23 protein-coding genes and 1 pseudogene are annotated in these 23,302 nt (G+C 66.6%); 14 read left to right on the top strand and 10 right to left on the bottom strand.

Features of this window, described 5'->3' with window-relative positions:
• Positions 1–76 precede the first annotated feature (76 nt).
• Entirely contained in the window at positions 77–1,696 is a 1,620-nt protein-coding gene (gene murJ, locus Q0907_RS07120) for a murein biosynthesis integral membrane protein MurJ (protein WP_299342866.1), read from the bottom strand.
• 128 nt (positions 1,697–1,824) lie between these two features.
• On the opposite strand from murJ, the gene rpsT reads away from it, so the two are divergent.
• Positions 1,825–2,094 carry a 30S ribosomal protein S20 gene (gene rpsT / locus Q0907_RS07115; protein WP_299342864.1) on the top strand — a complete coding sequence of 90 codons (270 nt, stop codon included), beginning with the start codon at positions 1,825–1,827 and terminating at the stop codon, positions 2,092–2,094.
• Positions 2,095–2,226: 132 nt separating this feature from the next.
• On the opposite strand, the gene cgtA is transcribed toward rpsT, so the two are convergent.
• The 3 genes from cgtA to rplU all read right to left on the bottom strand — a co-directional run bounded on the left by cgtA (position 2,227) and on the right by rplU (position 3,987).
• Entirely contained in the window at positions 2,227–3,279 is a 1,053-nt protein-coding gene (gene cgtA, locus Q0907_RS07110; protein ID WP_296280458.1) for an Obg family GTPase CgtA, read from the bottom strand.
• Positions 3,280–3,405: 126 nt separating this feature from the next.
• A complete protein-coding gene (rpmA, locus tag Q0907_RS07105; protein WP_142123858.1) occupies positions 3,406–3,666 on the bottom strand; it encodes a 50S ribosomal protein L27 in 261 nt (86 codons plus the stop codon).
• Between the two features lie 12 nt (positions 3,667–3,678).
• Complete coding sequence (gene rplU, locus Q0907_RS07100) at positions 3,679–3,987, bottom strand: 50S ribosomal protein L21 (RefSeq protein ID WP_055935657.1); 309 nt, start codon at positions 3,985–3,987, stop codon at positions 3,679–3,681.
• Positions 3,988–4,417: 430 nt separating this feature from the next.
• Here rplU and uvrA point away from each other — a divergent pair, with 430 nt between their 5' ends.
• Together uvrA and Q0907_RS07090 are read left to right on the top strand one after the other, a co-directional pair.
• The gene (uvrA, locus tag Q0907_RS07095; protein ID WP_299342862.1) at positions 4,418–7,363 is read left to right on the top strand and encodes an excinuclease ABC subunit UvrA; all 2,946 of its coding nucleotides are present in this window, start codon (positions 4,418–4,420) and stop codon (positions 7,361–7,363) included.
• Positions 7,360–7,779, top strand: coding sequence for a thioesterase family protein (locus tag Q0907_RS07090; RefSeq protein ID WP_296280446.1), 420 nt, complete (start codon positions 7,360–7,362; stop codon positions 7,777–7,779). Before uvrA ends, Q0907_RS07090 begins: the two co-directional genes overlap by 4 nt.
• A 159-nt stretch (positions 7,780–7,938) precedes the next feature.
• Here the strand turns inward: Q0907_RS07090 and Q0907_RS07085 are convergent, their stop codons facing one another.
• Positions 7,939–8,382, bottom strand: coding sequence for a copper chaperone PCu(A)C (locus Q0907_RS07085; RefSeq protein WP_299342859.1), 444 nt, complete (start codon positions 8,380–8,382; stop codon positions 7,939–7,941).
• Between the two features lie 38 nt (positions 8,383–8,420).
• Here Q0907_RS07085 and Q0907_RS07080 point away from each other — a divergent pair, with 38 nt between their 5' ends.
• Complete coding sequence (locus Q0907_RS07080) at positions 8,421–9,200, top strand: enoyl-CoA hydratase/isomerase family protein (protein ID WP_299342857.1); 780 nt, start codon at positions 8,421–8,423, stop codon at positions 9,198–9,200.
• A gap of 18 nt (positions 9,201–9,218) precedes the next feature.
• Here Q0907_RS07080 and Q0907_RS07075 read toward each other — a convergent pair whose 3' ends face one another.
• The 3 genes from Q0907_RS07075 to Q0907_RS07065 form a co-directional block, all read right to left on the bottom strand.
• Positions 9,219–10,076 carry a sulfurtransferase gene (locus Q0907_RS07075; RefSeq protein ID WP_299342856.1) on the bottom strand — a complete coding sequence of 286 codons (858 nt, stop codon included), beginning with the start codon at positions 10,074–10,076 and terminating at the stop codon, positions 9,219–9,221.
• Positions 10,073–10,876, bottom strand: a complete 804-nt coding sequence (locus tag Q0907_RS07070; protein ID WP_299342854.1) for a CoA pyrophosphatase — start codon at positions 10,874–10,876, stop codon at positions 10,073–10,075. Before Q0907_RS07070 ends, Q0907_RS07075 begins: the two co-directional genes overlap by 4 nt.
• A 100-nt stretch (positions 10,877–10,976) precedes the next feature.
• On the bottom strand, positions 10,977–11,678 hold the full coding sequence (locus tag Q0907_RS07065) for an FKBP-type peptidyl-prolyl cis-trans isomerase N-terminal domain-containing protein (RefSeq protein WP_299342852.1): 702 nt from the start codon (positions 11,676–11,678) through the stop codon (positions 10,977–10,979).
• A gap of 163 nt (positions 11,679–11,841) precedes the next feature.
• Here Q0907_RS07065 and Q0907_RS07060 point away from each other — a divergent pair, with 163 nt between their 5' ends.
• The 4 genes and pseudogenes from Q0907_RS07060 to Q0907_RS07045 form a co-directional block, all read left to right on the top strand.
• Positions 11,842–12,624: an enoyl-CoA hydratase-related protein gene (locus Q0907_RS07060; RefSeq protein ID WP_296280438.1), complete on the top strand. Its 783-nt coding sequence runs from the start codon at positions 11,842–11,844 to the stop codon at positions 12,622–12,624.
• A 14-nt stretch (positions 12,625–12,638) separates the two neighbouring features.
• Positions 12,639–13,004 (top strand): hypothetical protein, encoded by a 366-nt coding sequence (locus Q0907_RS07055; RefSeq protein ID WP_299342850.1) that lies wholly within the window; start codon positions 12,639–12,641, stop codon positions 13,002–13,004.
• Positions 13,001–13,666 (top strand): endonuclease III, encoded by a 666-nt coding sequence (gene nth / locus Q0907_RS07050; RefSeq protein ID WP_299342848.1) that lies wholly within the window; start codon positions 13,001–13,003, stop codon positions 13,664–13,666. Before Q0907_RS07055 ends, nth begins: the two co-directional genes overlap by 4 nt.
• Before the next feature lie 68 nt (positions 13,667–13,734).
• Positions 13,735–13,836: pseudogene (locus tag Q0907_RS07045) on the top strand (endonuclease III); the annotation flags it as partial.
• A gap of 66 nt (positions 13,837–13,902) precedes the next feature.
• Here Q0907_RS07045 and Q0907_RS07040 read toward each other — a convergent pair.
• Together Q0907_RS07040 and Q0907_RS07035 are read right to left on the bottom strand one after the other, a co-directional pair.
• A complete protein-coding gene (locus Q0907_RS07040) occupies positions 13,903–15,468 on the bottom strand; it encodes a M20/M25/M40 family metallo-hydrolase (protein WP_299343846.1) in 1,566 nt (521 codons plus the stop codon).
• Between the two features lie 254 nt (positions 15,469–15,722).
• On the bottom strand, positions 15,723–17,021 hold the full coding sequence (locus Q0907_RS07035; RefSeq protein WP_296280436.1) for a porin: 1,299 nt from the start codon (positions 17,019–17,021) through the stop codon (positions 15,723–15,725).
• A 435-nt stretch (positions 17,022–17,456) separates the two neighbouring features.
• Between Q0907_RS07035 and pstS (Q0907_RS07030) the strand changes: the two genes are divergently transcribed.
• The 6 genes from pstS (Q0907_RS07030) (at position 17,457) to phoU (ending at position 23,244) form a co-directional block, all read left to right on the top strand.
• Positions 17,457–18,470 carry a phosphate ABC transporter substrate-binding protein PstS gene (gene pstS, locus Q0907_RS07030; protein ID WP_296280435.1) on the top strand — a complete coding sequence of 338 codons (1,014 nt, stop codon included), beginning with the start codon at positions 17,457–17,459 and terminating at the stop codon, positions 18,468–18,470.
• A 209-nt stretch (positions 18,471–18,679) separates the two neighbouring features.
• The gene (pstS, locus tag Q0907_RS07025) at positions 18,680–19,774 is read left to right on the top strand and encodes a phosphate ABC transporter substrate-binding protein PstS (RefSeq protein WP_299342845.1); all 1,095 of its coding nucleotides are present in this window, start codon (positions 18,680–18,682) and stop codon (positions 19,772–19,774) included.
• 117 nt (positions 19,775–19,891) lie between these two features.
• A complete protein-coding gene (pstC, locus tag Q0907_RS07020; RefSeq protein WP_296280433.1) occupies positions 19,892–20,863 on the top strand; it encodes a phosphate ABC transporter permease subunit PstC in 972 nt (323 codons plus the stop codon).
• On the top strand, positions 20,863–21,714 hold the full coding sequence (gene pstA / locus Q0907_RS07015; RefSeq protein WP_296280432.1) for a phosphate ABC transporter permease PstA: 852 nt from the start codon (positions 20,863–20,865) through the stop codon (positions 21,712–21,714). The genes pstC and pstA overlap by 1 nt, the downstream gene beginning before the upstream one ends.
• Positions 21,707–22,525, top strand: coding sequence for a phosphate ABC transporter ATP-binding protein PstB (pstB, locus tag Q0907_RS07010; RefSeq protein ID WP_296280430.1), 819 nt, complete (start codon positions 21,707–21,709; stop codon positions 22,523–22,525). Before pstA ends, pstB begins: the two co-directional genes overlap by 8 nt.
• 8 nt (positions 22,526–22,533) lie before the next feature.
• Positions 22,534–23,244: a phosphate signaling complex protein PhoU gene (gene phoU, locus Q0907_RS07005; protein WP_299342842.1), complete on the top strand. Its 711-nt coding sequence runs from the start codon at positions 22,534–22,536 to the stop codon at positions 23,242–23,244.
• The last annotated feature ends 58 nt before the right edge of the window (positions 23,245–23,302 follow it).

Raw genomic sequence — 23,302 nt, 5'->3', positions numbered from 1 at the left:
CCTGTCAGGGCGGACGCGCCAGGCGGCGGATCCGGGATGGTGCAAGACATTGAAGTATAGCCGGCCCCGCCCGTCCTCAATGCCCACGCAGGTCTCGCGGCCGGATGCCCTGAACGTACAGCAGGCCGGCATACAGGCCGCCGCCGGCGCCGACCATCGCCGCGAGCCGCCAGCCGCGCTCCCACCACGTCCAGGCGGACCAGTCCGTCCAAAGCAACCGGAACGCCAGCACCGTGAGCGTCATCGCCAGGGTGGCGATGCCGATCTGGCGCAGGAAACGCCCCCAGCCCGGCTGCCGGCGGTAAACGCCTGCTTTGCGAAGCAACCACGCCAGTTGCAGCGCATTGACCCAGCCGGCGATGGCAATGGCCAGGGCCAGCAGCGCATGCGCCCCGGGAATGCTCGCGAGCGCCTGCATCCAATCGCCGCCCGCCGCCTGCAGCGCGGCGTGCCCGGCAGGCGTGGCGTACAGCAGGCCGGCGAAGAGGCCGATGGTGCAAAACGCATTTGTCAGGACAGCCACCACGGCCGCCTTCACGGGCGTGCGGGTGTCCTGCCGCGAATAGAAGGCGGGGGCCAGCACCTTGACCAGCAGGAAGGCCGGCACGGCGGTGGACTGCGCGATCAGGCTCCAACTGCTCATGCGCGCGTCCATCGCAGTGAAGTTGCGGTACTGGAACAGGGTCGACATCAGCGGCTCCGCGCACAGGATCAAGCCCGTGCAGGCCGGCAGACCGATCATCAGGCAGAGGCGAAACCCCCAGTCGAGCCCCTTCGAATAGCCGTCGGGATCGGTCGCGGCGTGCCGGCTGGACAGGTGCGGCAGGATCACCGTGCCGATCGCCACCCCGAACATGCCCAAGGGGAACTCCAGCAGGCGGTCGCTGTAATACAGCCAGGTGATGCTGCTGCCGATCAGGTACGAGGCCGCCATGGTGTTGAACAGCAGGTTGAACTGCACCACCGAGGAACCGAACAGCGTCGGGACCATCAGCGTCAGGATCTTGCGGACACCGGCATGGGCGAAATCTAGCCTGGGCCTCGGCAGCAGCCCCAGCCTCGCCAGTGCAGGCAGCTGGAACCCCAACTGCAGGATGCCGGCGGCGAACACGCCCCACGCCAGCGCCTTGACCGATCCGCCCATCAACGGAGCCAGCCCCAGCGCTGCGGCGATCATCGCGACGTTCAGCAGGACCGGGGACAGTGCGGGCACCGCGAACCGCTGGTAGCTGTTGAGGATGCTGCCCGCCAGCGAGGCCAGCGAGATGAACAGCGCGTAGGGAAAGGTGATGCGCAGCATCTCGATGAACAGCGCATGCTTCTCGCCCCCGACCTCGAAGCCGGGCGCGATCACCCTCGTCAACCACGGCGCCGCCAGCAGGACCACCGCGGTGACCACCAGCAGGGCCGCCAGCAAGGTACCCGCGACCCGGTCCACCAGGTTCCTGACCGCATCCTGCCCGTGCTTCTCCTTGTATTCGGCCAGCACCGGCACGAAGGCCATCGAGAACGACCCCTCCGCCGACAGCCGCCGCATGAAATTCGGGATGCGGAAGGCCGCAATGAACACGTCCATGGCCGGGTTGGCGCCAAAGACGATGGCGTAGACCTGATCCCGCACCAGCCCGGAGACCCGGGACAGGAACGTCATGGAACTGAAGATGGCGGTGGAACGAAGCAGCCGGTTACCGCTCATCGCCCCCCCTCTGCCCGGGGACGACCCAGGTTGACGCAACCCATTGAATGCCCCATAATTTCCGGCTCAATTTACCCGTCTTCCGTTCACCCCCTGAATTCTCTCAGGTATTCACCAGGAATCCCACCGTGGCCAATATCAAGTCCGCCAAGAAGCGCGCCAAGCAGACCGTCGTGCGCAATGCGCGCAACGCCGGTCAGCGTTCGATGCTGCGCACCGCCGTCAAGAAGGTCCTGAAGGCGCTCGACGCCAATGACGCCGCCGGCGCCCAGGCCGCGTTCGTCTCGGCCCAGCCGATCCTCGACCGCCTCAGCTCGCGTGGCCTGATCCACAAGAACAAGGCTGCCCGCCACAAGAGCCGCCTGAACGCCCGCATCAAGGCCCTGCAAGCGGTCTGATTCACGGCGGTACGCAACGCGAAGACACGGAAACCCGCCGAAAGGCGGGTTTCTTTTTGCCTGCGCGCCGCGCACGACCCGCGCGGCGCGCAGACGAAAAACCCGCCTTCCGGCGGGTTTCGAACATCATCCTCAACCCTCGCGGGCGGCCTCGTCTGCCTCTTCCTTCTGCCGATCGAAGAACGCCATCACGTCCTTCATGATCGGCCAGGTGCCCTCGCGGGAGATGGCGGACACCTGGTACCAGGGCTGTGTCCAGCCCAGGCTGGCGATGATCTCGGCAGCGCGCTCTTTCGCCTCGTCCTCGAACATCAGGTCGGCCTTGTTGAGCACCAGCCAGCGTGGCTTCTGCAACAGCTCCGGGTCGTGCTTTTCCAGCTCGCGCTCGATGGCGCGGACCTGCTCGACCGGATCGACGTCCTCGACGCCGCCTTCCATCGGCGCCATGTCCACCAAGTGCAGCAGCAGGCGCGTGCGCTGCAGGTGGCGCAGGAACGTCGCGCCCAGGCCGGCACCGTCGGCGGCCCCCTCGATCAGCCCCGGAATGTCGGCGATCACGAAGCTGCGATGCGCTTCCACGCTGACGACGCCGAGATTCGGGTACAGCGTGGTGAACGGATAGTCGGCCACCTTCGGCGTCGCCGCCGACACCGCCCGGATGAAGGTGCTCTTGCCGGCATTGGGGAAGCCCAGCAGCCCGACATCGGCCAGCAGCTTGAGCTCCAGCTTCAGCAGGCGCTCTTCACCCTCCTCGCCCGGCGTGGCCTTGCGCGGCGCACGGGTGATCGAACTCTTGAAATGCATGTTGCCAAGGCCGCCCTTGCCGCCCTTGGCGACCAGCAGGCGGTCGCCGTGCTGGGTCAGGTCGCCGATGACTTCATCGGTACTGACATTGGTGACGACCGTGCCGACCGGAACGGTGATGGTCAGGTCGTCGCCCGCCTTGCCGTACATCTGCCGGCCCATGCCGTTCTCGCCACGCTGGGCGCGGAACTGGGTCTGGTGGCGGAAGTCGACCAGCGTATTGAGGTTCTCGTCGGCCTGCAGCCAGACGCTGCCGCCGTTGCCGCCATCACCCCCGTCCGGTCCGCCCAGCGGAATGAACTTCTCGCGACGGAAGCCCACGCAACCGTTGCCGCCGTTGCCGGCGCCGACCAGAATTTCTGCTTCGTCTACGAGTTTCATGAGAGCCGGGAGTGGGGTTCGGGAGTGGAGAGTGGGAGAAGCGGGTGCGCTGCCCGATCATTGCCGGGTCTCGAAACGAAAAGCCCCGCACGCGGCGGGGCCCTTCGCTCGACGTGTGCGAAAGCCTCAGGCTTCCGTCACCACGCTCACGGTACGGCGCTTCTTGGCGCCCTTGATCGAGAACTCGACCTTGCCGTCGACCAGCGCGAACAGCGTGTGGTCGCGGCCCAGGCCGACGCCCGGACCCGGATGGAACTGGGTGCCGCGCTGGCGGATGATGATGTTGCCTGCGTCGATCGCCTGGCCACCAAACACCTTGACGCCCAGCATCTTCGGGTTGGAGTCGCGGCCGTTGCGCGATGAGCCTACGCCCTTTTTATGTGCCATGACTGCTTCTCCTTACTTGTTGATGCCGGTGATTTCGATTTCGGTGTAATGCTGCCGGTGACCCTGACGCTTCATGTGGTGCTTGCGGCGGCGGAACTTGATGATGCGCACCTTGTCGGCGCGGCCATGGCCGACGACCTTCGCGGTGACCGTGGCGCCCTTCAGGGCGTCACCCAGGCTGATGGTCTCGCCATCGCCCAGCATCAGGATGTTGTCGAAGGTGAGCTCATTGCCGGCTTCGGCCTCGAGCTTCTCGACGCGGAGCGTCTCGCCCTTCATCACGCGGTACTGCTTACCGCCCGTGACTACGACTGCGTACATGTGGATTCCTTGGTTTCTGTAGTTATTTTCTGGAGCCTGCCCGCCATCGAGGGCGAACAGAAGCGGAATTCTAGTGGATTCATGGGGTTACGGTCAACCGACCCCGGCGTCGCGAGCCGCGCGGCCGTCCGCTCGCGCTTTGCGGACCGGAACTGTCCGCATGGACGCCCATGCTGGCGGGTCCCGCTTCCCCCTCCGCCCTGCACGATGGCATCGCATTCCCTTGTAACTCAGCCACTTGGATGCGCCGGGAGGACGGCGCTGCGACATCGCCCGATGACCTCCTAGCGGCTGCCCCGCACGGAGCCCGTGAGTGCCCATGCTGACTGCCCACCTACCCTTCCCCCTCGTTTCGCTGGCAATGGCGGTATTTGCCCCCACCTAGGCAGATCGCTACGCTTCCTTGTTCGCTTCCGGATCCCCCCACCCGATGGCCATGGACTTCATCCGCATTCGCGGAGCCCGTACCCACAACCTCAAGAACATCGATCTCGACCTGCCGCGCGACAAGCTGATCGTGATTACCGGCCTGTCCGGTTCCGGCAAGTCGTCGTTGGCGTTCGACACCATCTATGCCGAAGGCCAGCGCCGCTACGTGGAGTCGCTGTCGGCGTATGCGCGGCAGTTCCTGTCGGTGATGGAAAAGCCCGATGTCGACCACATCGAGGGCCTGTCGCCGGCCATCTCGATCGAGCAGAAGTCGACCAGCCACAACCCGCGTTCGACCGTCGGCACGATCACCGAGATCTATGACTACCTGCGCCTGCTGTACGCACGTGTCGGCCTGCCGCGCTGCCCGGACCACGGTTATCCGCTGGAAGCCCAGACCGTCAGCCAGATGGTCGACCAGGTGCTGGCGCTCGACGGCGAGCAGCGCTACATGCTGCTGGCGCCGGTGATCCGCGAGCGGAAGGGCGAGCATGCGCAGGTGTTCGACCAGTTGCGCGCGCAGGGTTTCGTGCGCGTGCGCGTGGACGGCGAGCTGTACGAGATCGACGCCGTGCCGGCTCTGGCGCTGCGCCAGAAACACACCATCGAGGCAGTGATCGACCGCTTCCGGCCGCGCGAGGACCTCAAGCAGCGCCTGGCGGAGAGCTTCGAGACCGCGCTGAAGCTGGGCGACGGCATGGCACAGGTTATGTCCCTGGACCAACCGGAAACCGCACCGCTGCTGTTCTCGTCGAAGTACTCCTGCCCGGTCTGCGACTACTCGCTGCCGGAACTGGAGCCGCGCCTGTTCTCGTTCAATTCGCCGGTCGGCGCCTGCCCGACCTGCGACGGCCTGGGCGTTGCGCAGTTCTTCGATCCCTCGCGCGTGGTCGTGCATCCGGAACTGTCGCTGGCCGCCGGCGCCGTGCGCGGCTGGGATCGCCGCAATGCGTACTATTTCCAGCTGATCGCCTCGCTGGCCAAGCATTACCAGTTCGACACCGATGCGCCCTGGCAGTCGCTGCCCGCAAAGGTGCAACAGGCCGTGCTGTACGGCAGCGGCGAAGACGTCATCACCTTCACCTACCTCACCGAATCGGGCGGACGCACGCAGCGCAAACACCGCTTCGAAGGCATCGTGCCGAACCTGGAGCGCCGCTACCGCGAGACCGAATCGCCCGCGGTGCGCGAGGAGCTGGCGAAGTACATCAGCGACCGGCCCTGCCCCGACTGCCAGGGCGCGCGCCTCAACAAGTCCGCGCGCAACGTGTTCGTCGCCGACCGTCCGCTGCCGTCGCTGGTGGTGATGCCGGTCGATGAAGCGCTGGCGTTCTTCCGCGGCCTCGACCTGCCGGGCTGGCGCGGCGAGATCGCCGCGAAGATCGTGAAGGAAATCGCGGAGCGCCTCGGGTTCCTGGTCGACGTCGGCCTGGATTACCTGACGCTGGAGCGCAAGGCCGACACCCTGTCCGGCGGCGAGGCGCAGCGCATCCGACTCGCATCGCAGATCGGTGCGGGCCTGGTGGGCGTGATGTACGTACTCGACGAGCCCAGCATCGGCCTGCACCAGCGCGACAACGAGCGCCTGCTCGGCACGCTGACGCGCCTGCGCGACCTGGGCAACACAGTGATCGTGGTGGAGCACGACGAGGACGCGATCCGCCTGGCCGACTACGTGCTCGACATCGGCCCGGGCGCTGGTGTGCACGGGGGCGAGATCGTCGGACAGGGAACGCTCCAGGACCTGCTGGAAGCACCGCGCTCGCTCACCGGCCAGTACCTCTCCGGCAGGCGTCGGATCGAGGTGCCCAAGGCCCGCCACAAGGCCAACCCGAAGATGACGCTGCACCTGCGTGGCGCCACCGGCAACAACCTGAAGGACGTGGACCTGGACATTCCGTCCGGCCTGTTCACGTGCATCACCGGCGTATCGGGTTCAGGGAAGTCGACACTGATCAACGACACGCTGTATTCGCTCGCCGCCAACGAGATCAACGGAGCCTCGCACAAGCCGGCACCGTACCGCGAAGTGACGGGACTGGACCTGTTCGACAAGGTCGTCGACATCGACCAGTCGCCGATCGGGCGCACGCCGCGTTCCAATCCCGCGACCTACACCGGCCTGTTCACGCCGCTGCGCGAACTGTATGCGCAGGTGCCGGAAGCGCGCGCGCGCGGCTACTCGCCGGGCCGCTTCAGCTTCAACGTGCGGGGCGGTCGCTGCGAAGCCTGCCAGGGCGACGGCCTGATCAAGGTCGAAATGCACTTCCTGCCGGACGTGTACGTGCCCTGCGACGTCTGCCACGGCAAGCGCTACAACCGCGAGACGCTGGAGATCCTCTACAAGGGCTACAACATCAACGATGTGCTGGAGATGACGGTCGAAGACGCCCTGACCCTGTTCGAGCCGGTGCCGTCGATCGCCCGCAAGCTGGAAACGCTGGTGGATGTCGGCCTGAGCTACATCAAGCTCGGCCAGAGCGCGACCACGCTGTCGGGCGGCGAAGCCCAGCGCGTGAAACTGTCGAAGGAGCTCTCGCGCCGCGATACCGGACGCACGCTGTACATCCTCGACGAGCCGACCACGGGCCTGCACTTCCACGACATCGAGCACTTGCTCGCCGTGCTGCACAAGCTGCGCGACGAGGGCAACACCATCGTGGTGATCGAACACAACCTGGATGTCATCAAGACCGCGGACTGGGTCGTGGACCTGGGGCCTGAAGGCGGTCACCGGGGAGGGCAGATCCTCGCGACGGGCACGCCCGAGGACATTGCCGCGCACGCGGATTCGCACACGGGTCGCTTCCTCGCCAAACTGCTGCCCACCGCCAAGGCGCCGAAGCCGACCAAACCTGCGGCCGTCGCGAAGCCCGACGTCCTGCCGCCGCGCAAGTCCGCCACCAAGAAGACCGCCAAGTCCACCACGAAGAAGGCCGCCCGATGAGCGACACCCACGATACCGGCCGCAAGCTGCTGGCGAAGATTCCGATCAGCGTGCGCTGGCGTGACATGGACAGCATGGGCCACGTCAACAACGCCAAGTACATCTCGTACCTGGAAGAAGCGCGCGTACGCTGGATGCTGACCGTGCCGGACGTGTCGATGACCGACCGCATCGCCCCCGTCGTGGCGGCCAACAACATCAACTACAAGCGTCCCCTGACGTGGCCGAACGACGTGGTGGTAGAGCTCTACGTCGACCGGCTGGGCACTAGCAGCGTCACCATCGGCCACCGGATCGTGTCGGCGAAGGACGACAGCGTGCTGTATTCCGACGGCAACGTGGTGGTGGTGTGGATGGACACGCAGACCGGCCAGAGCGCGGCGCTGCCGGCGGCGATCCGCGCGGCGTCGGAGTAACCGCGGAAAGGCTGTAGGAGCGACGTGAGTCGCGACCGGAAACTCAAACAGCCATGGACTATCCGGACATCCAGCCGCTATACCGTCCCTACCCTGCTGCCCTGGAGCTTGGGATCTACGGTCGCGACTGACGTCGCTCCTACAACAAGCCGACGGATCTCAGGGCGACGACTTGCGCACCTCGAAGGTCACGGGCAGCGAACGGCCATCGGCCAGCTTCAGCGTGATCACGGGCCTCTCGCCCGCCACCAACGACTGGTAGGCGCCATGCAGCATCAGGTGCAACCCGCCCGGCTTCAGCTCGACGGCCTTGCCCGGAGCGACGGGTAGCGCGGTCACTTCGCGCATGCGGCTGACGCCGTTCTCTTCGCGCGTTTCGTGCAAGGACACATCCTCGAAAGCCAGGCTTTCCGCGCCGACGATACTGACCGGCGTCCTGCACGGATTCTCGATTCGCACGAAGCCGGCCATCATCGGCATCGCGACCGGCGGCAGGCGCACCCATGCCGCCTTGGCGACGGGCACGCACTCGGCCGCATGGACGGTGCCCAGGCACGACATCAACAGGGCCGAGAGGCCGATCATTCCGATGCGATGGTTCATGCGCCTATGATACCGGCCTGGCTTCAGGGAGAGGATGAATGACGACCGGACTCATCGAGACCATCGACCACGGCGACATCCGCGAGATCCGACTGGCGCGCGCACCGGTCAATGCCCTCAACACCGAGCTGTGCCGTGCGCTGATCGATGCGCTCAACGCCGCGCTGGACCAAGGCGCGCGCGGCATCGTACTGGCAGGCAATCCCAGAATATTCTCCGCCGGCATGGACGTGCCCTACCTGCTGTCGCTCGGCGACAACCGCCATGCGCTGCTGGACGCCTGGCAGGCCTTCTTCGGCGCGGCGCGTACGCTGGCCGAATCGCGTGTCCCGGTAGTGGCCGCACTGACCGGCCACGCACCAGCCGGAGGCTGCGTGCTGGCGCTGTGCTGCGACTACCGGGTAATGGCCCGCAGCGCGGATCCGGCGCGCCCGTTCGCACTCGGCCTCAACGAAACCCAGGTGGGCCTGGTGGTGCCGGAAGGCATCCAGCGGCTGATGCGCCGCGTGGTCGGTTCCTACCGCGCGGAGCGGTTGCTGGTCGCGGGCGAAATGGTGCCGGCCGAGCGGGCGCTGGAGATCGGACTGGTCGATGAACTCGTCGAACAGGACAACGTCACGGCGCGTTCCATCGCCTGGCTGCAGCAATTGCTGCGGCTGCCGCATCACCCGATGCTGCAGACCCGCACCCTCGCCCGTCGCGATCTGGTCGAGGCACTCGATCCGTCGTTGATCCAGTTGGAGCGCTTCGTCGATGCCTGGCATGCGCCCGATACGCAGGCAGCCCTGCAGGCGCTGGTGGAAAAACTGAAGAAGTGACGTGAAGCGGGGGTCGCGTCAGTCGCCGCGTGCGACGGGACGCGACGGATCGCTGATCCAGCCACTCCACGAGCCGGGATAGATCCGGGCGCCATGCAGGCCGGCATGCTCGAAGGCGAGCAGCAGGTGGCAGGCCGTCACGCCGGAGCCGCACATCAGCACGCTGTCGCTGGCGGCGCGGGTGCCCAGTAAAGCAGCAAGCTCCGTGCGCAGCGCTTCCGCAGGCCTGAAACGGCCGTCGCGCAGGTTCTGTGTGAACGGAAGGTTGAGTGCGCCGGGCACGTGCCCGGCGACCGAATCGATCGGCTCGACATCCCCACGGAAGCGTTCTGCCGCGCGCGCGTCGAACAGCCAGCCGCTGCCTTCGCCCAGGCGCGCGGTCACTTCATCCGCGCTGGCGAGCCGACGCGTGTCGAAGTGCGACGGGTACGGCGCCTCCGATGCCACCGGCGCGAGATCGGCCGTTTCCGCGCCACCGAAAGCGCGCCACGCGGCCAGGCCACCATCGAGCACGGCGACGCGCTCATGCCCCATCACCTTCAACAGCCACCACAGGCGTGCCGCGGCCATGCTGCCGTCGCCCGCGTCGTACACCACCACCTGGTGCGCGGGTCCGATTCCCCACGCGCCCAGCGTGCGCGCGAAGGCATCGCTGTCGGGCAGCGGATGCCGTCCCTCTCCCGTCTTCGAAAGGTCGGAGAGATCGCGATTGAGATCGGCGTAGACGGCACCCGGCAAGTGCGATGCAAGATAGGCCTCGCGTCCCGCATCGGGCGCGGCGTTGAGCATCACGAAGCGCGCATCCACCAGCTTCAAGCGCGGATCGCCGAGCACGGCGGACAGGGAAGACACGTCGACGAGGGTCGTCCAGTTCACGTTAGCTGCTCCAGCCGTTGCCGCAGGTTGAAGAGGATGGCCGCCGTCGCGCCCCAGATGCGCTGTCCCGGCCATGCGTACTCGAGCACTACCCGCCGGCGCCCGCGGTAGTCGACCTCGACACGGCGCAGATTGTCCGGCGACAGCAGGTAGTCGAGCGGAACCTCGAACACGTCGGCCACTTCGTTGGGGTCGGGCACCGGCACGAAGGCCGGATCGATCAGGGCGACAACCGGCACCACGCGGAATCCACTGATCGTGGTGAACGGATCGAGGAAGCCGAGTGGCGTGACCTGCGATGCCGGCAGCGCGATCTCTTCGTGGCTCTCGCGCAGCGCGGCAGCGACGGCATCGGCATCCGTCGGCTCGATGCGTCCGCCGGGGAAACTGACCTGTCCGCCGTGATGGCGCAGGCCATCGGTGCGGCGCGTCAGCACCACCTGCGTGCCCTCCTTTCGCGGCACCAGGCCCGCCAGCACCGCGGCTTCGGCCAGGCGCCCGGGAGGGAGCAGGTCGATCAGTTCGCCATGGTTCCAGCCGGCTGCACGGGGCACCTCACCCAGCGGATGCAGTGCGCGGCGCAGATCGCCGCCCTCGCGCAGCCGACGCTCGAGCGGCACGCGACCCTGCTCGCGTGCGGGCAGCACATGTTCCATCAGACGCAGGCGTTCGTCATCGTTCATCTGCGACCAGCGCGCGATCTCGGCCGTGGTGCGGAGGCAACCTTCGCACAGCCCGTCATTGTCCAGCGTACAGACGCCAATGCAGGGGCTGAGCACGGCACGGAATGCGGTAGTCATGTCTTCGGGCACCTGCGGAGGGTAACGCGATGCGTCGCCCAGCGCGGAAACGCACTGCGCCGGCACTAGGCCGGCGCAGAGGGTGTAGCGACTGCTGGAATTACTTGACGCTGACCAGCTTGATTTCGAACACGACGGCCACGTTCGGGGGGAAGCCCGTGCGCGGGTCCGCGCCATACGCCTTGTCCGGCGGCAGCGCGACTTCCCACTTGGAACCGGCCGGCATCTGCAGCAGCGCTTCGCGCATCGCCGCCATCTCGACCGCACTGACCTTCAGGTCCTTCATCTGCTGCGCCGGACGCGCTTCCGCCGGACGCTGGCCGAACGGATACGGACCGGACACCAGCAGTTCCACCGTACTCGCCTGGGTCGGCTTGGCGCCGGTGCCGTTCTCCAGCACCTTGTACGCGACACCGCTCGGCAGGGTCTTCACGCCCGCCTGGCCCTTGAACGTGCCGATGAACTGGTCGCTCTTCGTCTTGTTCTCGGCGGCGACCTTGTCGTACTCGGCCTTGGCCTGCTGGGCGCGCGACTGCTCGCGCTTCTGGAAGGCTTCCAGCGCGGGCTTCAGCTGGTCGGCGGTCAGAGCCGGCTGCTTCTTGGCGTAGGCGTCCTGCAGGCCCTTTACCACGGAATTGATGTCGAGCTGCTCGCCACGTGCGGTCAGCTCGGCAAGGTTGTTGCCGTAGTCGTAACCGAAGTAGTAGCTCAGCTTGCCTTTCTCGGACGAGACGTCCTGGGCCAGGGCGCTACCGGCCATGGCGAATGCCGCAACAGCGACCGCAATCGAACGCAACTTCATCAACACACTCTCCGATATGGCGACGGCGGCATACCGCCTGGAATGGACGCGCTAGGATAGCCGCCGGGGCGCTTAACCGCCACTGACGACAGGCTGCTCAGACCGGGCCCTGCGGGCGGAGTTCCGAATTCACCCAAATTTTACAAATCGACGCGAAAAACCCATGTCCGAACCTCTTGTCCTGGTCGCCGATGACGCCGGCGTCCGTCGCCTCACCGTCAATCGCCCCGACAAACTCAATGCCCTCAATGCGGCCACGCTGGACGCGCTGCAGGCCGCGTTCGACGACGCCGCGCGCGATCCCGGCGTCCGCGTGGTCGTCCTCACCGGTGCGGGGCCCAAGGCCTTCGTCGCGGGCGCGGACATCGCGGAGATGGCCGACCTGCGCGCGACCGACGGGCGCGACTTCTCGCTGCGCGGCCAGCGACTCATGCGCACCATCGAAACCTTGCCCAAGCCGGTAATCGCCATGATCAACGGTTTCGCACTCGGCGGCGGGCTCGAACTGGCGATGGGCTGCCACCTGCGCATCGCAGCGGACAGCGCCAAGGTGGGGCAACCGGAAATCAACCTCGGCCTGATCCCCGGCTTCGGCGGCAGCCAGCGGCTGCTGCGCCTTGCCGGGCGCTCGGCGACGCTGGAATTGTGTCTGCTCGGTGCGCCGGTGACGGCCGAGCGCGCGCTCCAGTTGGGTATCGTCACCCGCGTGGTGCCGGCCGCGGAACTGGACGCCGAGACACTGAAGATCGCGACCCAGCTTGCCGCCTCCGCACCGCTCGCGCTGCGGGCGACGCTCGACATCGTCAACATCGGCGGGGAATGCGGCATCGAGGAAGGCCTGCAGTACGAGAGCGCGCAGTTCGGCCTGATGTTCGCCACCGACGACATGCGCGAAGGCACGCGTGCGTTCATGGAACGACGCAAGCCTGCGTTCACCGGTCGCTGAGGCGGGAATCACGCGTGCCGGCCATCGCCTGCCCCAGCTGCGATCACGCGCGCATCCTGCGAGCGCACCTCACGGCCGACGATGTCGATGCCGCGATCGAGGGGGGCCTGATGGCGTTCCAGCCGTGCGACTGCGCGGGCGACGCAGTCACCGCTGTCTTGCAGGCCCAGCAGCGCCTGCGGACGGCCTGGGCCGCCAGGGCGCGTTACCGGCAACGTCAGGCGCGACTGGCATGCCGCGCGGCGGAGCGTGAGGCGCGTCGATTGAAGGTGAGCGACGTCGCCAGCGACATCAAGGTCGCGCGACCTGCCCTGCCCTCAGGCGCCGCCGCGATCCTGGCCCGCGCGAAGGCGAAGGCGGCGGAAAGGATGAAGCCGTGACGCGTGCAGCCCGGCGCAGCGCTACGCTCACCCGCGCCGAGGTCGTGGAGCTGTTCTCACGGCTTCGCGAACTCAATCCGAAGCCGACCACGGAACTGGAGTACAGCACCCCGTTCGAACTGCTGGTGGCGGTGACGCTATCCGCCCAGGCGACGGACGTGGGCGTGAACAAGGCGACGCGACGGCTGTTTTCCATCGCCAACACGCCGGCCGCGATCCTTGCCCTGGGCGAAGACGGGCTGAAGAAATACATAGCGACCATCGGCCTGTTCAATGCCAAGGCGAAAAACGTCATCGCCACCTGCCGCATCCTGATCGACGACCACGGCGGTGAGGTACCGCGATCACGAGCAGCACTGGAAGCCCTGCCTGGCGTAGGACGCAAGACCGCGAACGTGGTGATGAACACCGCGTTCGGCGAACCCACCATCGCCGTGGACACCCATATCTTCCGCGTCTCGAACCGCACGGGACTGGCGCCGGGCAAGGATGTCCGCACCGTGGAGGACAGGCTGGTGAAGGTGGTGCCGGCGGAGTTCATGCAGGATGCGCACCATTGGCTGATCCTGCACGGACGCTACGTGTGCAAGGCCCGCAAGCCGGACTGCCCGCAATGCGTTATCCGCGATCTTTGCCGGTTCAAGGACAAGACTGTCGCTTGATGCGGCAATAACACCTGCCGCCGGCGCGGCCCTGTTGCAGACGGCGCACGCAGGCTGTTGCGGGCCGGCTGATCCTGCACGGACGCTACGTGTGCAAGGCCCGCAAGCCGGACTGCCCGCAATGCGTTATCCGCGATCTTTGCCGGTTCAAGGACAAGACCCTCGCCTGACGTAGCGTGCGCCATGCGCACGACATCGCATTGCCGGATTCCACGCGTTCGTGCGCGCAGCGCACGCTACGGCGCGTCGCGCTCGATGAAGGGCTTCCGGGGCAGGCGCTCTTCGCGCATCGCGGCGTGCCAGGCGAACGAGGCGATGATGGCCGCGGCCTGCTTCAGGTCTTCCGGCACCACGTGATCGTACGTGTCGAGATGCGTGTGGTGGACGTGGGTGAAGTAGTCCGCCGGATCCTGGACGAACTGGAATCCCGGCAAACCGACGCGGTCGAACGAAATGTGGTCGGTGCTGCCGGTGTTGCGCGTGGTGACGATGGTGGCGCCGAGATCGTTGAACGGTTCCAGCCAGGCCTTGAAGATCGGCACCGCCGCATGGTTTTCCTGCGCATAGATGCCGCGGATGCGCCCCGTGCCGTTGTCGAAGTTGAAGTAAGTCGAGAACCGATCGTAACCACGCTGGCGCTGCAGCGGGCCGGTACCTCGCTGGTAAGCGCGCGGTAGTGCCTTCTGTTCCGGATCGGTCGGTGCGGGATAGTCCGCCAGATGCCTGGCCACGTACCCGGCCGAGCCGTTCAAGCCCTGCTCCTCACCGCCCCACAACGCCAGCCGGATCGTGCGCCGCGGTTTCGCACCGACCGTCTTGAGGATGCGCATGGCCTCCATCATCACGACCACGCCCGCGCCGTTGTCGTTGGCGCCGGTGCCCGTGTGCCAGGAATCCAGGTGTGCGCCGATGATGACCAGCTCGTCCGCCTTGCCGCTGCCGGGAATCTCGGCAAAGGTGTTGGTGGCTGGCAGGTCCTCTGCGCTGGTGAACGCCGAATCGACGTCGATGCGCAGGCGCACCGGTTGCTTGCCCTGCACCGCACGCACCAGCGGGTTGTAGTGCTCCGCGGGGAGCACCAGCTCGGTCACGCCGACCGGTTCGCCGGCCTTGCGTGCGCCACCGCCGGTCGCGCGGATGATGCCGTTGTCCCACGAACTGATCGACAGCGTGGCCAGCACGCCCTCTTCGGCGAAGAACTCGTTCAGCGCCTTGCTCAGCGCAGTCCGCTTGCGGTACTCGTCGAGGCGCTTCTGCTGGGCGTCGGGGGCGGCGTCTTCCGGCATGGGAAACGTCTGCAGCTCGCCCAGCTCGGCCTCGCTGTAGCGACGGAAGTCGTTCTTGTCGGACGGCTTGTAGGTGCGCGCTTCATCGACCAGCACGATGCGGCCGCGCAGCTTGCCGCGCTGCTTCCCGATGTCTTCCAGCGTCTTGAACGACGCCAGCACGACCTCGCCTTCGACCGGTCCGTCGGTACCGCGTGTCCAAGCCTTGGGCAGCGCATGGACCGGCAACTGGCGCGGCGACAGCATTTCGACGCGGGACGCACGGAAGGCCCAGCCTCGGCCGAAGGCCGGGTCGTACACCTCGTCATGCACGTTCGCGAGTCCCCAGCCGGACAGCTTGCCGCGCGCCCACGCGCTGGCCGCCGTGTAGTTGGGCGAATTGGTCAGGCGGGGACCGATGGTCTCGGTCAGCTCCTTGAGGTTCGCGGCCGCCTGGGAGCGATGGAGCGCCTCGCTGCGGATCTTCGCCACCATGTCCAGGTCGACCGGCTCGGCGGCCCGCGCCGCCCCTGCCATCGACAGGCCCGCCCACAACGCCACGCCAAGAACACTCGCCGAATGCTTCACCACGCCCCCTGGTTCGAAAAGGATCCCCATCCCTCGGCGACCCGGCCGTGCCTGGGTGCCACCGCCAGTGTCGCCGCCCCGTGCGTGACGGCCCCCTGCCAATGGTCATGGTCGCCGGCATCCCCGCTCCAGAAACGACAAGGCCCGGGAGACGATCCCGGGCCCTGCGTTCACGCGGTCGCGGACATGGCCGCGCGACGGTCTTACCAGGCGAACTGCGTGCGCAGCGCGTACTGGGCGGTCTCGTCGCCGGTGACTTCGTTGTCGCCCTGCGTGTAGTTGAACATGAAGCGCAGGTTCGGATTGACGTAGTAGTTCACGCCGAGGATCCAGCTGGTGACTTCGCGGTTCAGCGTTTCGTTCTCGACATAGTCGTAGCGGCCGGTCAGTTCCCACAAACCCTTGTCGGCGACCTTCGGCGAACCGAACACGCCGGTGGCGCCCTTGTACGGCTTGTGTCCGCCGTTGAGCATGAAGCTGCCCTGTACGTAGTACGTGGTCACATCCTGGTCGCGGCCCAGCGGCTGGCCGAAGGTCGCATCGGCGTACTCGGCCTGGAAGAAGGCCGGGCCGAACGAACCGGCGGCTTCCACCGCCATCACGTCGACGGTGTTGCGGCTGGCGCCGGTCGTGGTGGCGATCACCTGCGACGGACCGCGACGGCCGGCGTAGTTCGAGGTGGCGACCAGGTCGGCCGAACCGAGGTTGTTGTTCTCGGTGCTGTACCACGCGCCGAAGTGCAAGGTGTTGTTGTCGTTGTTGATCGGGGCCCAGGTCACGCGGCCGGCGGCACCGGTGCCTTCGTTGCGCGTGGCGGCCGCGCCGCGCAGGTTGAACACGCTCAGCCCGGCGGTGTAGTTCTCGCCGGCGCGCAGGTAACCGACGCCCTGCTGGAACTGGCGGCCGGAGAACAGGCCGGTGGCGGAAGAGAACGGCCGCTCCATCGTCAGCAGTTCGTTGGAGCTGGTCAGTTCCTCCATCGCACGGTAGGGCTTGAAGTGGCCGATGGTGAACTTGCCGCCGAGCGCGGACTTGGCGATGTAGGCATCGCGCAGGCCGTCGAGGTTGGTGCCGGCGCCGAAGTCCTGCTCCATCTTGTATTCCCAGCCGTAGGCCTTGCCGGACAGGGTCAGGCGCGCGCGGCGGAATTCGGTCGTGCCGGTGGTGCTGGCGATGTCGCGATCGAACGCGTAGGTGTCGAAGTGGATGCGGCCGCCGATGCTGGCCTCGAACTTGCCGTCGGCCGAGGTCACCTTGACGCCGCCCTTGGTGTCGATCTTCGGAGAGCCGGTGGTGATCTTGTCGAGCTGCGCCGCCGTGTCCAGGTTCACGTCGGACTGCGCGTCGGTGCGCTCTTCCAGCTCGGCCACCTTGGCCGACAGCGCTTCCAGCTGCGCCTTCAGTTCGGCGATCGTCTGATCGCGGGAGTCGGCGGCGGACGCCGAGAAGCTGGTGCTGCCCATGGCGACGGCAAGCGCGGCGGCCAGGAGGGAATAACGCATGGTGACTCTCCGAGTGGAATGGGAAGTGAAAGCGCAGGCTTCGTGGGCGACCCGCTTCGTTTCCGAGATCACCTTCGGAAATCATTAAGCGCCCGTCAAAGATGCGCTAAAGGATGGGAGTGAAATCTTGCAGTCACATGTGAGTTTCATGACCGATGTGTGACAGCGGCGCCGTGGTGCCCCAGGTGGTCCCGGCTCGAAGGCGATGCATCTATATGTATCGCGCCTACAGAGGCGGATTGGATCGACATCGCCGGCGCTTCCCCACCTTCGGCCCTTGCCCGCATCGATGCCACCCCGGCCTGGAGGTGCGGAGGCCGCCCAGCGTCACGCGACTGTCGCAATGCCGACACCGGGCTGTCACACAAACGTCGTGGAATGGCCACCCAACGGGCATGCCCGTCCTTCCACCCTGCCTTCTCCCAGGAGATTTCCGTGCTCAACTCGATCAAATCCCGCGTCGCGCTGCTCGCGCTCGCCTCGGCCTTCTCGGCGCAGGCGTTCGCCGCCGACGTGACCGGCGCTGGCGCGTCGTTCGTGTATCCGGTGATGACCAAGTGGTCCGCCGACTACGCCAAGGCCACCAACAACCGCGTGAACTACCAGTCGATCGGTTCGGGCGGCGGCATCGCGCAGATCAAGGCCGGCACGGTGGATTTCGGTTCGTCCGACGCGCCGCTGAAGCCGGAAGAGCTGGCCAAGTACGGCCTGGCCCAGTTCCCGTCGGTGATCGGCGGCGTGGTGCCGGTGCTGAACGTCGCCGGCCTGAAGCCCGGCCAGCTGAAGCTGGACGGCCCGACGCTCGCCAACATCTTCCTGGGCACTATCAAGACTTGGAACGACCCCGCCATCGCCGCCCTGAACCCGGGCCTGACCCTGCCGGCGCAGCGCATCACCGTGGTCCGTCGCTCGGACGGCTCGGGCACCACCTTCAACTTCGTCAACTACCTGTCCAAGGTCAGCCCGGAGTGGAAGACCAAGGTGGGCGAAGGCACCACCGTGCAGTGGCCGACCGGCGTGGGCGGCAAGGGCAACGAAGGCGTGGCCGCCTACGTGAAGCAGATCAAGGGCGGCATCGGTTACGTCGAACTGTCGTATGCGCTGCAGAACAAGATGGCCTACGCCAGCCTGAAGAACGCCTCCGGCAACTTCGTGCAGCCCAGCGACGAGACCTTCGCCGCCGCCGCCGCCAGCGCCGAGTGGGCCAAGTCCAAGGACTTCTACCTGGTCATGACGAATGCGCCCGGTGCGAACTCCTGGCCGATCACCGCCACCAACTTCATCCTGATGTACAAGGCGCCGAAGAAGGGCAACAAGGACGCCCGCGACTTCTTCCGCTGGGTCTACGCCAATGGCGACGCCCAGGCCAAGTCGCTCGACTACGTGCCGCTGCCGCCGGCGCTGGTGCAGCAGATCGAGACGTACTGGAAGGCCAACCTGAAGTACTGATCGCACCCCGCCGGCACGGTCTCTCCCCGTGCCGGCACCGGCGCCGCGACTCTCCCGCGCGGCGCTACCCCGACGGGCCTTCGGGCCCGTTTTCTTTTCCCGGCGCCCGCGCCGCGCGTCGCATGACAGCGCGAGATGGCGATGTCATCACGCTGTAACAAAAACATCATTTCATAGCCGGGATCACACACGACCTGTCTGGAGAGCCCATGCCTATCCGCACTGCCCGCCTGGCCACGCTGGCCCTGGCCACCGCCTTCCTTGCCACGGCCTGCGGTGGCAAGACCGATGCACCGGCCCCGTCGGCCAGCAGCGATGCCGCCGCACCGGCCGCCAGCGGGTCCCAGCAGATCTCCGCCGAGCTGACCGGCGCGGGCGCATCGTTCATCTACCCGCTGATGGCGCGCTGGTCCACGGACTACAACAAGACCACCGGCGCCAAGATCAACTACCAGTCGATCGGCTCCGGCGGCGGCATCGCGCAGATCAAGGCGGCGACCGTCGATTTCGGTTCGTCCGACAAGCCGCTCTCTTCGGAAGAGCTGGCGCAGGCCGGCCTGGCCCAGTTCCCGTCGGTCATCGGCGGCGTGGTGCCGGTCATCAACGTGGAAGGCCTGCAGCCGGGCCAGCTGAAGCTCAATGGCGCCGTCCTGGCCGACATCTTCCTGCACAAGATCACCACCTGGAACGATCCGGCGATCGTCGCGCTGAATCCGGGCGTGGCCCTGCCCGCCGGCAAGATCAACACTGTGCACCGCTCCGACGGATCGGGCACCACCTTCAACTTCGTCAACTACCTGTCCAAGGTCAGTCCCGAATGGAAGTCGAAGGTCGGCGAAGGCACCTCGGTCAACTGGCCGGGCGGTGTCGGCGGCAAGGGCAACGAAGGCGTTGCCGCCTACGTGCGCCAGCTTAAGGGCTCCATCGGCTACGTCGAACTGGCCTATGCCGAGCAGAACAACATGTCGTACGCGTCGCTGCAGAACGCCGCCGGCCAGTTCGTGAAGCCCACGCCGGAGAGCTTCGCCGCCGCCGCGGCCAGCGCCGACTGGGCCAGCGCCAAGGACTTCAACCTGGTCATCACCAACGCGCCGGGCGAACAGGCGTGGCCGATCACCGCGACCAACTTCATCCTGGTCTACAAACAGCCCAAGGATGCGGCCAAGGCCAAGCACACGCTGGACTTCTTCAAGTGGGCCTACGAGCAGGGCCAGGCGCAGGCCAACGAACTGGACTACGTGCCGCTGCCGCCGGAGCTGGTAGGCCAGATCGAGCAGTACTGGAGCACCGAGATCAAGCTCTGATGCAGATCGTGCGGCGGGCCGTCCCGAGGGGCGGCCCGCTGTCATCACGCGGTAACCGCATCACCGTGCACTAACGCCTCCCGCGTCACCCCGCCCCTTCCCCACTCCCCGGGTTGCATGAACGCCACCGCCCTCCCCGCCTCACTGACGGACGTGCGTACCGCGAAAGACGCGCGCGCCGACAGGCTGTTCCGGCTGACGCTGACCGGCGCCGGCATGTTCGTCCTGATTTCGCTCATCGCTGCCGCGCTTTCGATGCTGTGGGGCGGGCGCGAAGCGCTGCAGACCTTCGGCCTGGGCTTCTTCACCAGTACCGAATGGAACGTGGGTACGCGCGAGTTCGGCGCGCTGGTGCCGGTGTTCGGCACGCTGGTCAGTGCCGGCGTGGCCATGCTGATCGCGGTGCCGGTGAGTTTCGGCATCGCGGTGTTCCTGACCGAAGTGGCACCGGCCTGGATGCGCGGCCCGGTGGGCATGGCGATCGAACTGCTGGCCGGCATCCCTTCGATCATCTACGGCATGTGGGGCCTCTTCGTGCTGGCGCCGCAGTTGAGCGAACACGTCTATCCGTGGATCAACGACAACCTCGGCCAGCTGCCGCTCGTCGGCGCGGTGCTTTCGGGTCCGCCGCTGGGCATCGGCATGCTGACCGCAGGGCTGGTGCTGGCGATCATGGTGATCCCGTTCGTGTCGTCGGTGATGCGCGAGGTCTTCCTGACGGTCCCGGGCCGACTGAAGGAATCGGCGTACGCGCTGGGTTCCACGAAATGGGAGGTCGTGTGGGACGTGGTGCTGCCGTATACGCGCTCGGCCGTGATCGGCGGCGTCTTCCTGGGCCTGGGCCGCGCCCTCGGCGAGACCATGGCGGTGACGTTCGTCATCGGCAACGCCTACACGATCAGCGCCGCTCTGCTGGAGCCCGGCACCTCCATCGCCTCCACCATCGCCAACGAATTCGCCGAAGCCACCGATCCGCTGCACAAGGGATCGCTGCTGCTGCTCGGCTTCACCCTGTTCCTGCTGACCTTCATCGTGCTGGCCGTCGCCCGCCTGATGCTGCGCCAGCTGGCCAAGCGCGAGGGCAACTGATGTCCGCGTCCCTGTACACGTTCCGCAAGGTCAAGAACGCCGTCGCCCTGACGCTGTCGATCGCCGCGGCCATCTTCGGCCTGATGTGGCTGGTCTGGATCCTGTGGACCACGATCACCAAAGGCATGGGCAGCCTGAACCTGGACCTGTTCACCCAGATGACGCCGCCGCCGAACGAACCCGGCGGCCTGGCCAACGCGCTGTTTGGCAGCGTAGTGATGAGCCTGCTGGCCATCGTGCTGGGCACGCCCATCGGCATCGCCGCAGGCACCTACCTGGCCGAGTACGCCAACAAGCACTGGCTGGGCGAAACGGTCCGCTTCGTCAACGACATCCTGCTGTCGGCACCGTCCATCGTGCTGGGCCTCTTCATCTACACCGTGATGGTGGCGCAGATGGGCCACTACTCGGCATGGGCCGGCGCCGTCGCGCTGGCGTTCATCGCGTTGCCGGTGATCGTGCGCACCACCGACGAGATGCTGCGGCTGGTACCGCAGCAGATGCGCGAGGCCGCGCTGTCGCTGGGCGTGCCGCAGTGGAAGGTCACCACCCAGGTGCTGATGCGATCCGCGCTGCCGGGCATCGTCACCGGCATCCTGCTGGCGCTGGCACGCATCAGCGGCGAGACCGCGCCGCTGCTGTTCACCGCCTTCAACAACCAGTTCTGGAGCACGGATCTCAACCAGTCGATGGCCAACCTGCCCATGGTCATCTTCCAGTACGCGATGAGCCCGTACGACTCCTGGAACTCGCTGGCCTGGGCCGGCGCCTTCCTCGTCACCGGCATGGTGCTGGTGCTCAGCCTGATCGCCCGAACCATCCTTCTTCGAAACAAGGTGACCCATGAATGACGCCGCCCGCATCGCCGTGGTGACGCCGCAGCGCCACGACGAACACGCCGCGACCGCCAGCGTGAAACTGGCCGCCAAGGGCCTGGACTTCTACTACGGCGATTTCCATGCGCTGAAGAACATCAACCTCGAAATCCCCGAAAAGCGCGTGACCGCGCTGATCGGTCCGTCCGGCTGCGGCAAGTCGACCCTGCTGCGCGTGTTCAACCGCATCTACTCGCTGTACCCCAAGCTGCGCGCGACGGGCGATGTACTGCTGGACGGCGAGAACATCCTCGATGCCCGGTATCCGATGAACCGCCTGCGCAGCAAGGTGGGCATGGTGTTCCAGAAGCCGGTGCCGTTCCCGATGACGATCTACGAGAACGTCGCCTACGGCATCCGCCACCACGAGCGCCTCAACAAGGCCGACATGGACGTGCGCGTGGAACAGGCGCTGCGCCAGGCCGCGCTGTGGGAAGAAGCCAAGGACAAGCTGAAGCAGAGCGCGCTGGGCCTGTCGGGCGGCCAGCAGCAGCGTCTGTGCATCGCACGCGCGGTGGCACTTCGTCCGGACGTGATCCTGCTGGACGAACCGACCTCCGCGCTGGACCCCATCTCGACCAGCAAGATCGAGCAGCTGATCGAAGAGCTCAAGCACCAGTACACCATCGCCATCGTCACCCACAACATGCAGCAGGCCGCGCGCGTGTCCGACTACACCGCCTTCATGTACCTGGGCGAGCTGGTGGAGCACGACGTCACCTCGACGATCTTCTCCAACCCCGGCAAGCAGCAGACGGAAGACTACATCACCGGCAGGTTCGGCTGAGGACGCCCATGAACACCCAACCCAACGACCATATCGTGAAGAGCTACGACGAAGAACAGCGCCGCATCGTGGCGGAGATCGTGCGCATGGGCGAGACCGCCGTCGCCCAGCTGGAGGCCGCGCTGGACGTGGTCGAGCGCCGCGACGACAAGGCCGCGCAGCGCATCATCGCCAACGACGAGGCCATCGACGCCATCGAGCACCAGGTCAGCCACGACGTGATGCACCTGGCGCTGCGTGGCCCGATGGCGCGCGACCTGCGAGAGATCCTCGCCGGCCTGCGCATCCCCGCCGACATCGAGCGCATCGGCGATTACGCGGCCAATGTCGCCAAGCGTTCCATCGCGCTCAATGTGTCGCCCCCGATGCCACAGATCACCGGCCTGCGCGCGCTCGGCAAGCTGGCCGCCCGCCAGGTGCGCGACGTACTGGTCGCCTACCAGAATGGCGATGCGGACCAGGCCGTGCAGGTGCGCGAGCGCGACGCCGAACTCGACGCGCACTACACCGCCCTGTTCCGCGAACTGCTGACCTACATGATGGAAGACCCGCGCAACATCACGCCGTGCACGCACCTGCTGTTCATGGCGAAGAACCTGGAGCGCATCGGCGACCACGCCACCAACATCGCCGAGAACATCTGGTTCCTCGTGCACGGCGAACAGCCCTTGCCGCCCCGCGACAAGCGCGACGAGACCAGCACCACCGGCGCGGTCTGAGATTTCCGCACCGCAGCACCCCCGCGCCCCGCTTCCACGCGGGGCGCGAGCATTTCCG

This window comes from uncultured Pseudoxanthomonas sp. (genome assembly GCF_947498795.1).
Classification (GTDB): Bacteria; Pseudomonadota; Gammaproteobacteria; order Xanthomonadales; family Xanthomonadaceae; genus Pseudoxanthomonas_A.
Note: the sequence above shows the minus strand (reverse complement) of the source record. Positions and strands in the feature narration are given on the sequence as shown.

What these genes read in the sequence shown, in the direction of transcription:
- uvrA (WP_299342862.1), top strand. Translation starts at nt 4,418, where the DNA reads ATGGCCATGGACTTCATCCGCATTCGCGGAGCCCGTACCCACAACCTC.
- pstS (WP_299342845.1), top strand. Translation starts at nt 18,680, where the DNA reads ATGCCTATCCGCACTGCCCGCCTGGCCACGCTGGCCCTGGCCACCGCC.
- rplU (WP_055935657.1), bottom strand. Translation starts at nt 3,987, where the DNA reads ATGTACGCAGTCGTAGTCACGGGCGGTAAGCAGTACCGCGTGATGAAG.
- rpmA (WP_142123858.1), bottom strand. Translation starts at nt 3,666, where the DNA reads ATGGCACATAAAAAGGGCGTAGGCTCATCGCGCAACGGCCGCGACTCC.
- pstA (WP_296280432.1), top strand. Translation starts at nt 20,863, where the DNA reads ATGTCCGCGTCCCTGTACACGTTCCGCAAGGTCAAGAACGCCGTCGCC.
- Q0907_RS07070 (WP_299342854.1), bottom strand. Translation starts at nt 10,876, where the DNA reads ATGACTACCGCATTCCGTGCCGTGCTCAGCCCCTGCATTGGCGTCTGT.
- phoU (WP_299342842.1), top strand. Translation starts at nt 22,534, where the DNA reads ATGAACACCCAACCCAACGACCATATCGTGAAGAGCTACGACGAAGAA.
- Q0907_RS07060 (WP_296280438.1), top strand. Translation starts at nt 11,842, where the DNA reads ATGTCCGAACCTCTTGTCCTGGTCGCCGATGACGCCGGCGTCCGTCGC.
- Q0907_RS07040 (WP_299343846.1), bottom strand. Translation starts at nt 15,468, where the DNA reads ATGGCAGGGGCGGCGCGGGCCGCCGAGCCGGTCGACCTGGACATGGTG.
- Q0907_RS07065 (WP_299342852.1), bottom strand. Translation starts at nt 11,678, where the DNA reads ATGAAGTTGCGTTCGATTGCGGTCGCTGTTGCGGCATTCGCCATGGCC.
- pstB (WP_296280430.1), top strand. Translation starts at nt 21,707, where the DNA reads ATGAATGACGCCGCCCGCATCGCCGTGGTGACGCCGCAGCGCCACGAC.
- murJ (WP_299342866.1), bottom strand. Translation starts at nt 1,696, where the DNA reads ATGAGCGGTAACCGGCTGCTTCGTTCCACCGCCATCTTCAGTTCCATG.
- pstC (WP_296280433.1), top strand. Translation starts at nt 19,892, where the DNA reads ATGAACGCCACCGCCCTCCCCGCCTCACTGACGGACGTGCGTACCGCG.
- cgtA (WP_296280458.1), bottom strand. Translation starts at nt 3,279, where the DNA reads ATGAAACTCGTAGACGAAGCAGAAATTCTGGTCGGCGCCGGCAACGGC.
- Q0907_RS07085 (WP_299342859.1), bottom strand. Translation starts at nt 8,382, where the DNA reads ATGAACCATCGCATCGGAATGATCGGCCTCTCGGCCCTGTTGATGTCG.
- Q0907_RS07035 (WP_296280436.1), bottom strand. Translation starts at nt 17,021, where the DNA reads ATGCGTTATTCCCTCCTGGCCGCCGCGCTTGCCGTCGCCATGGGCAGC.
- Q0907_RS07080 (WP_299342857.1), top strand. Translation starts at nt 8,421, where the DNA reads ATGACGACCGGACTCATCGAGACCATCGACCACGGCGACATCCGCGAG.
- Q0907_RS07090 (WP_296280446.1), top strand. Translation starts at nt 7,360, where the DNA reads ATGAGCGACACCCACGATACCGGCCGCAAGCTGCTGGCGAAGATTCCG.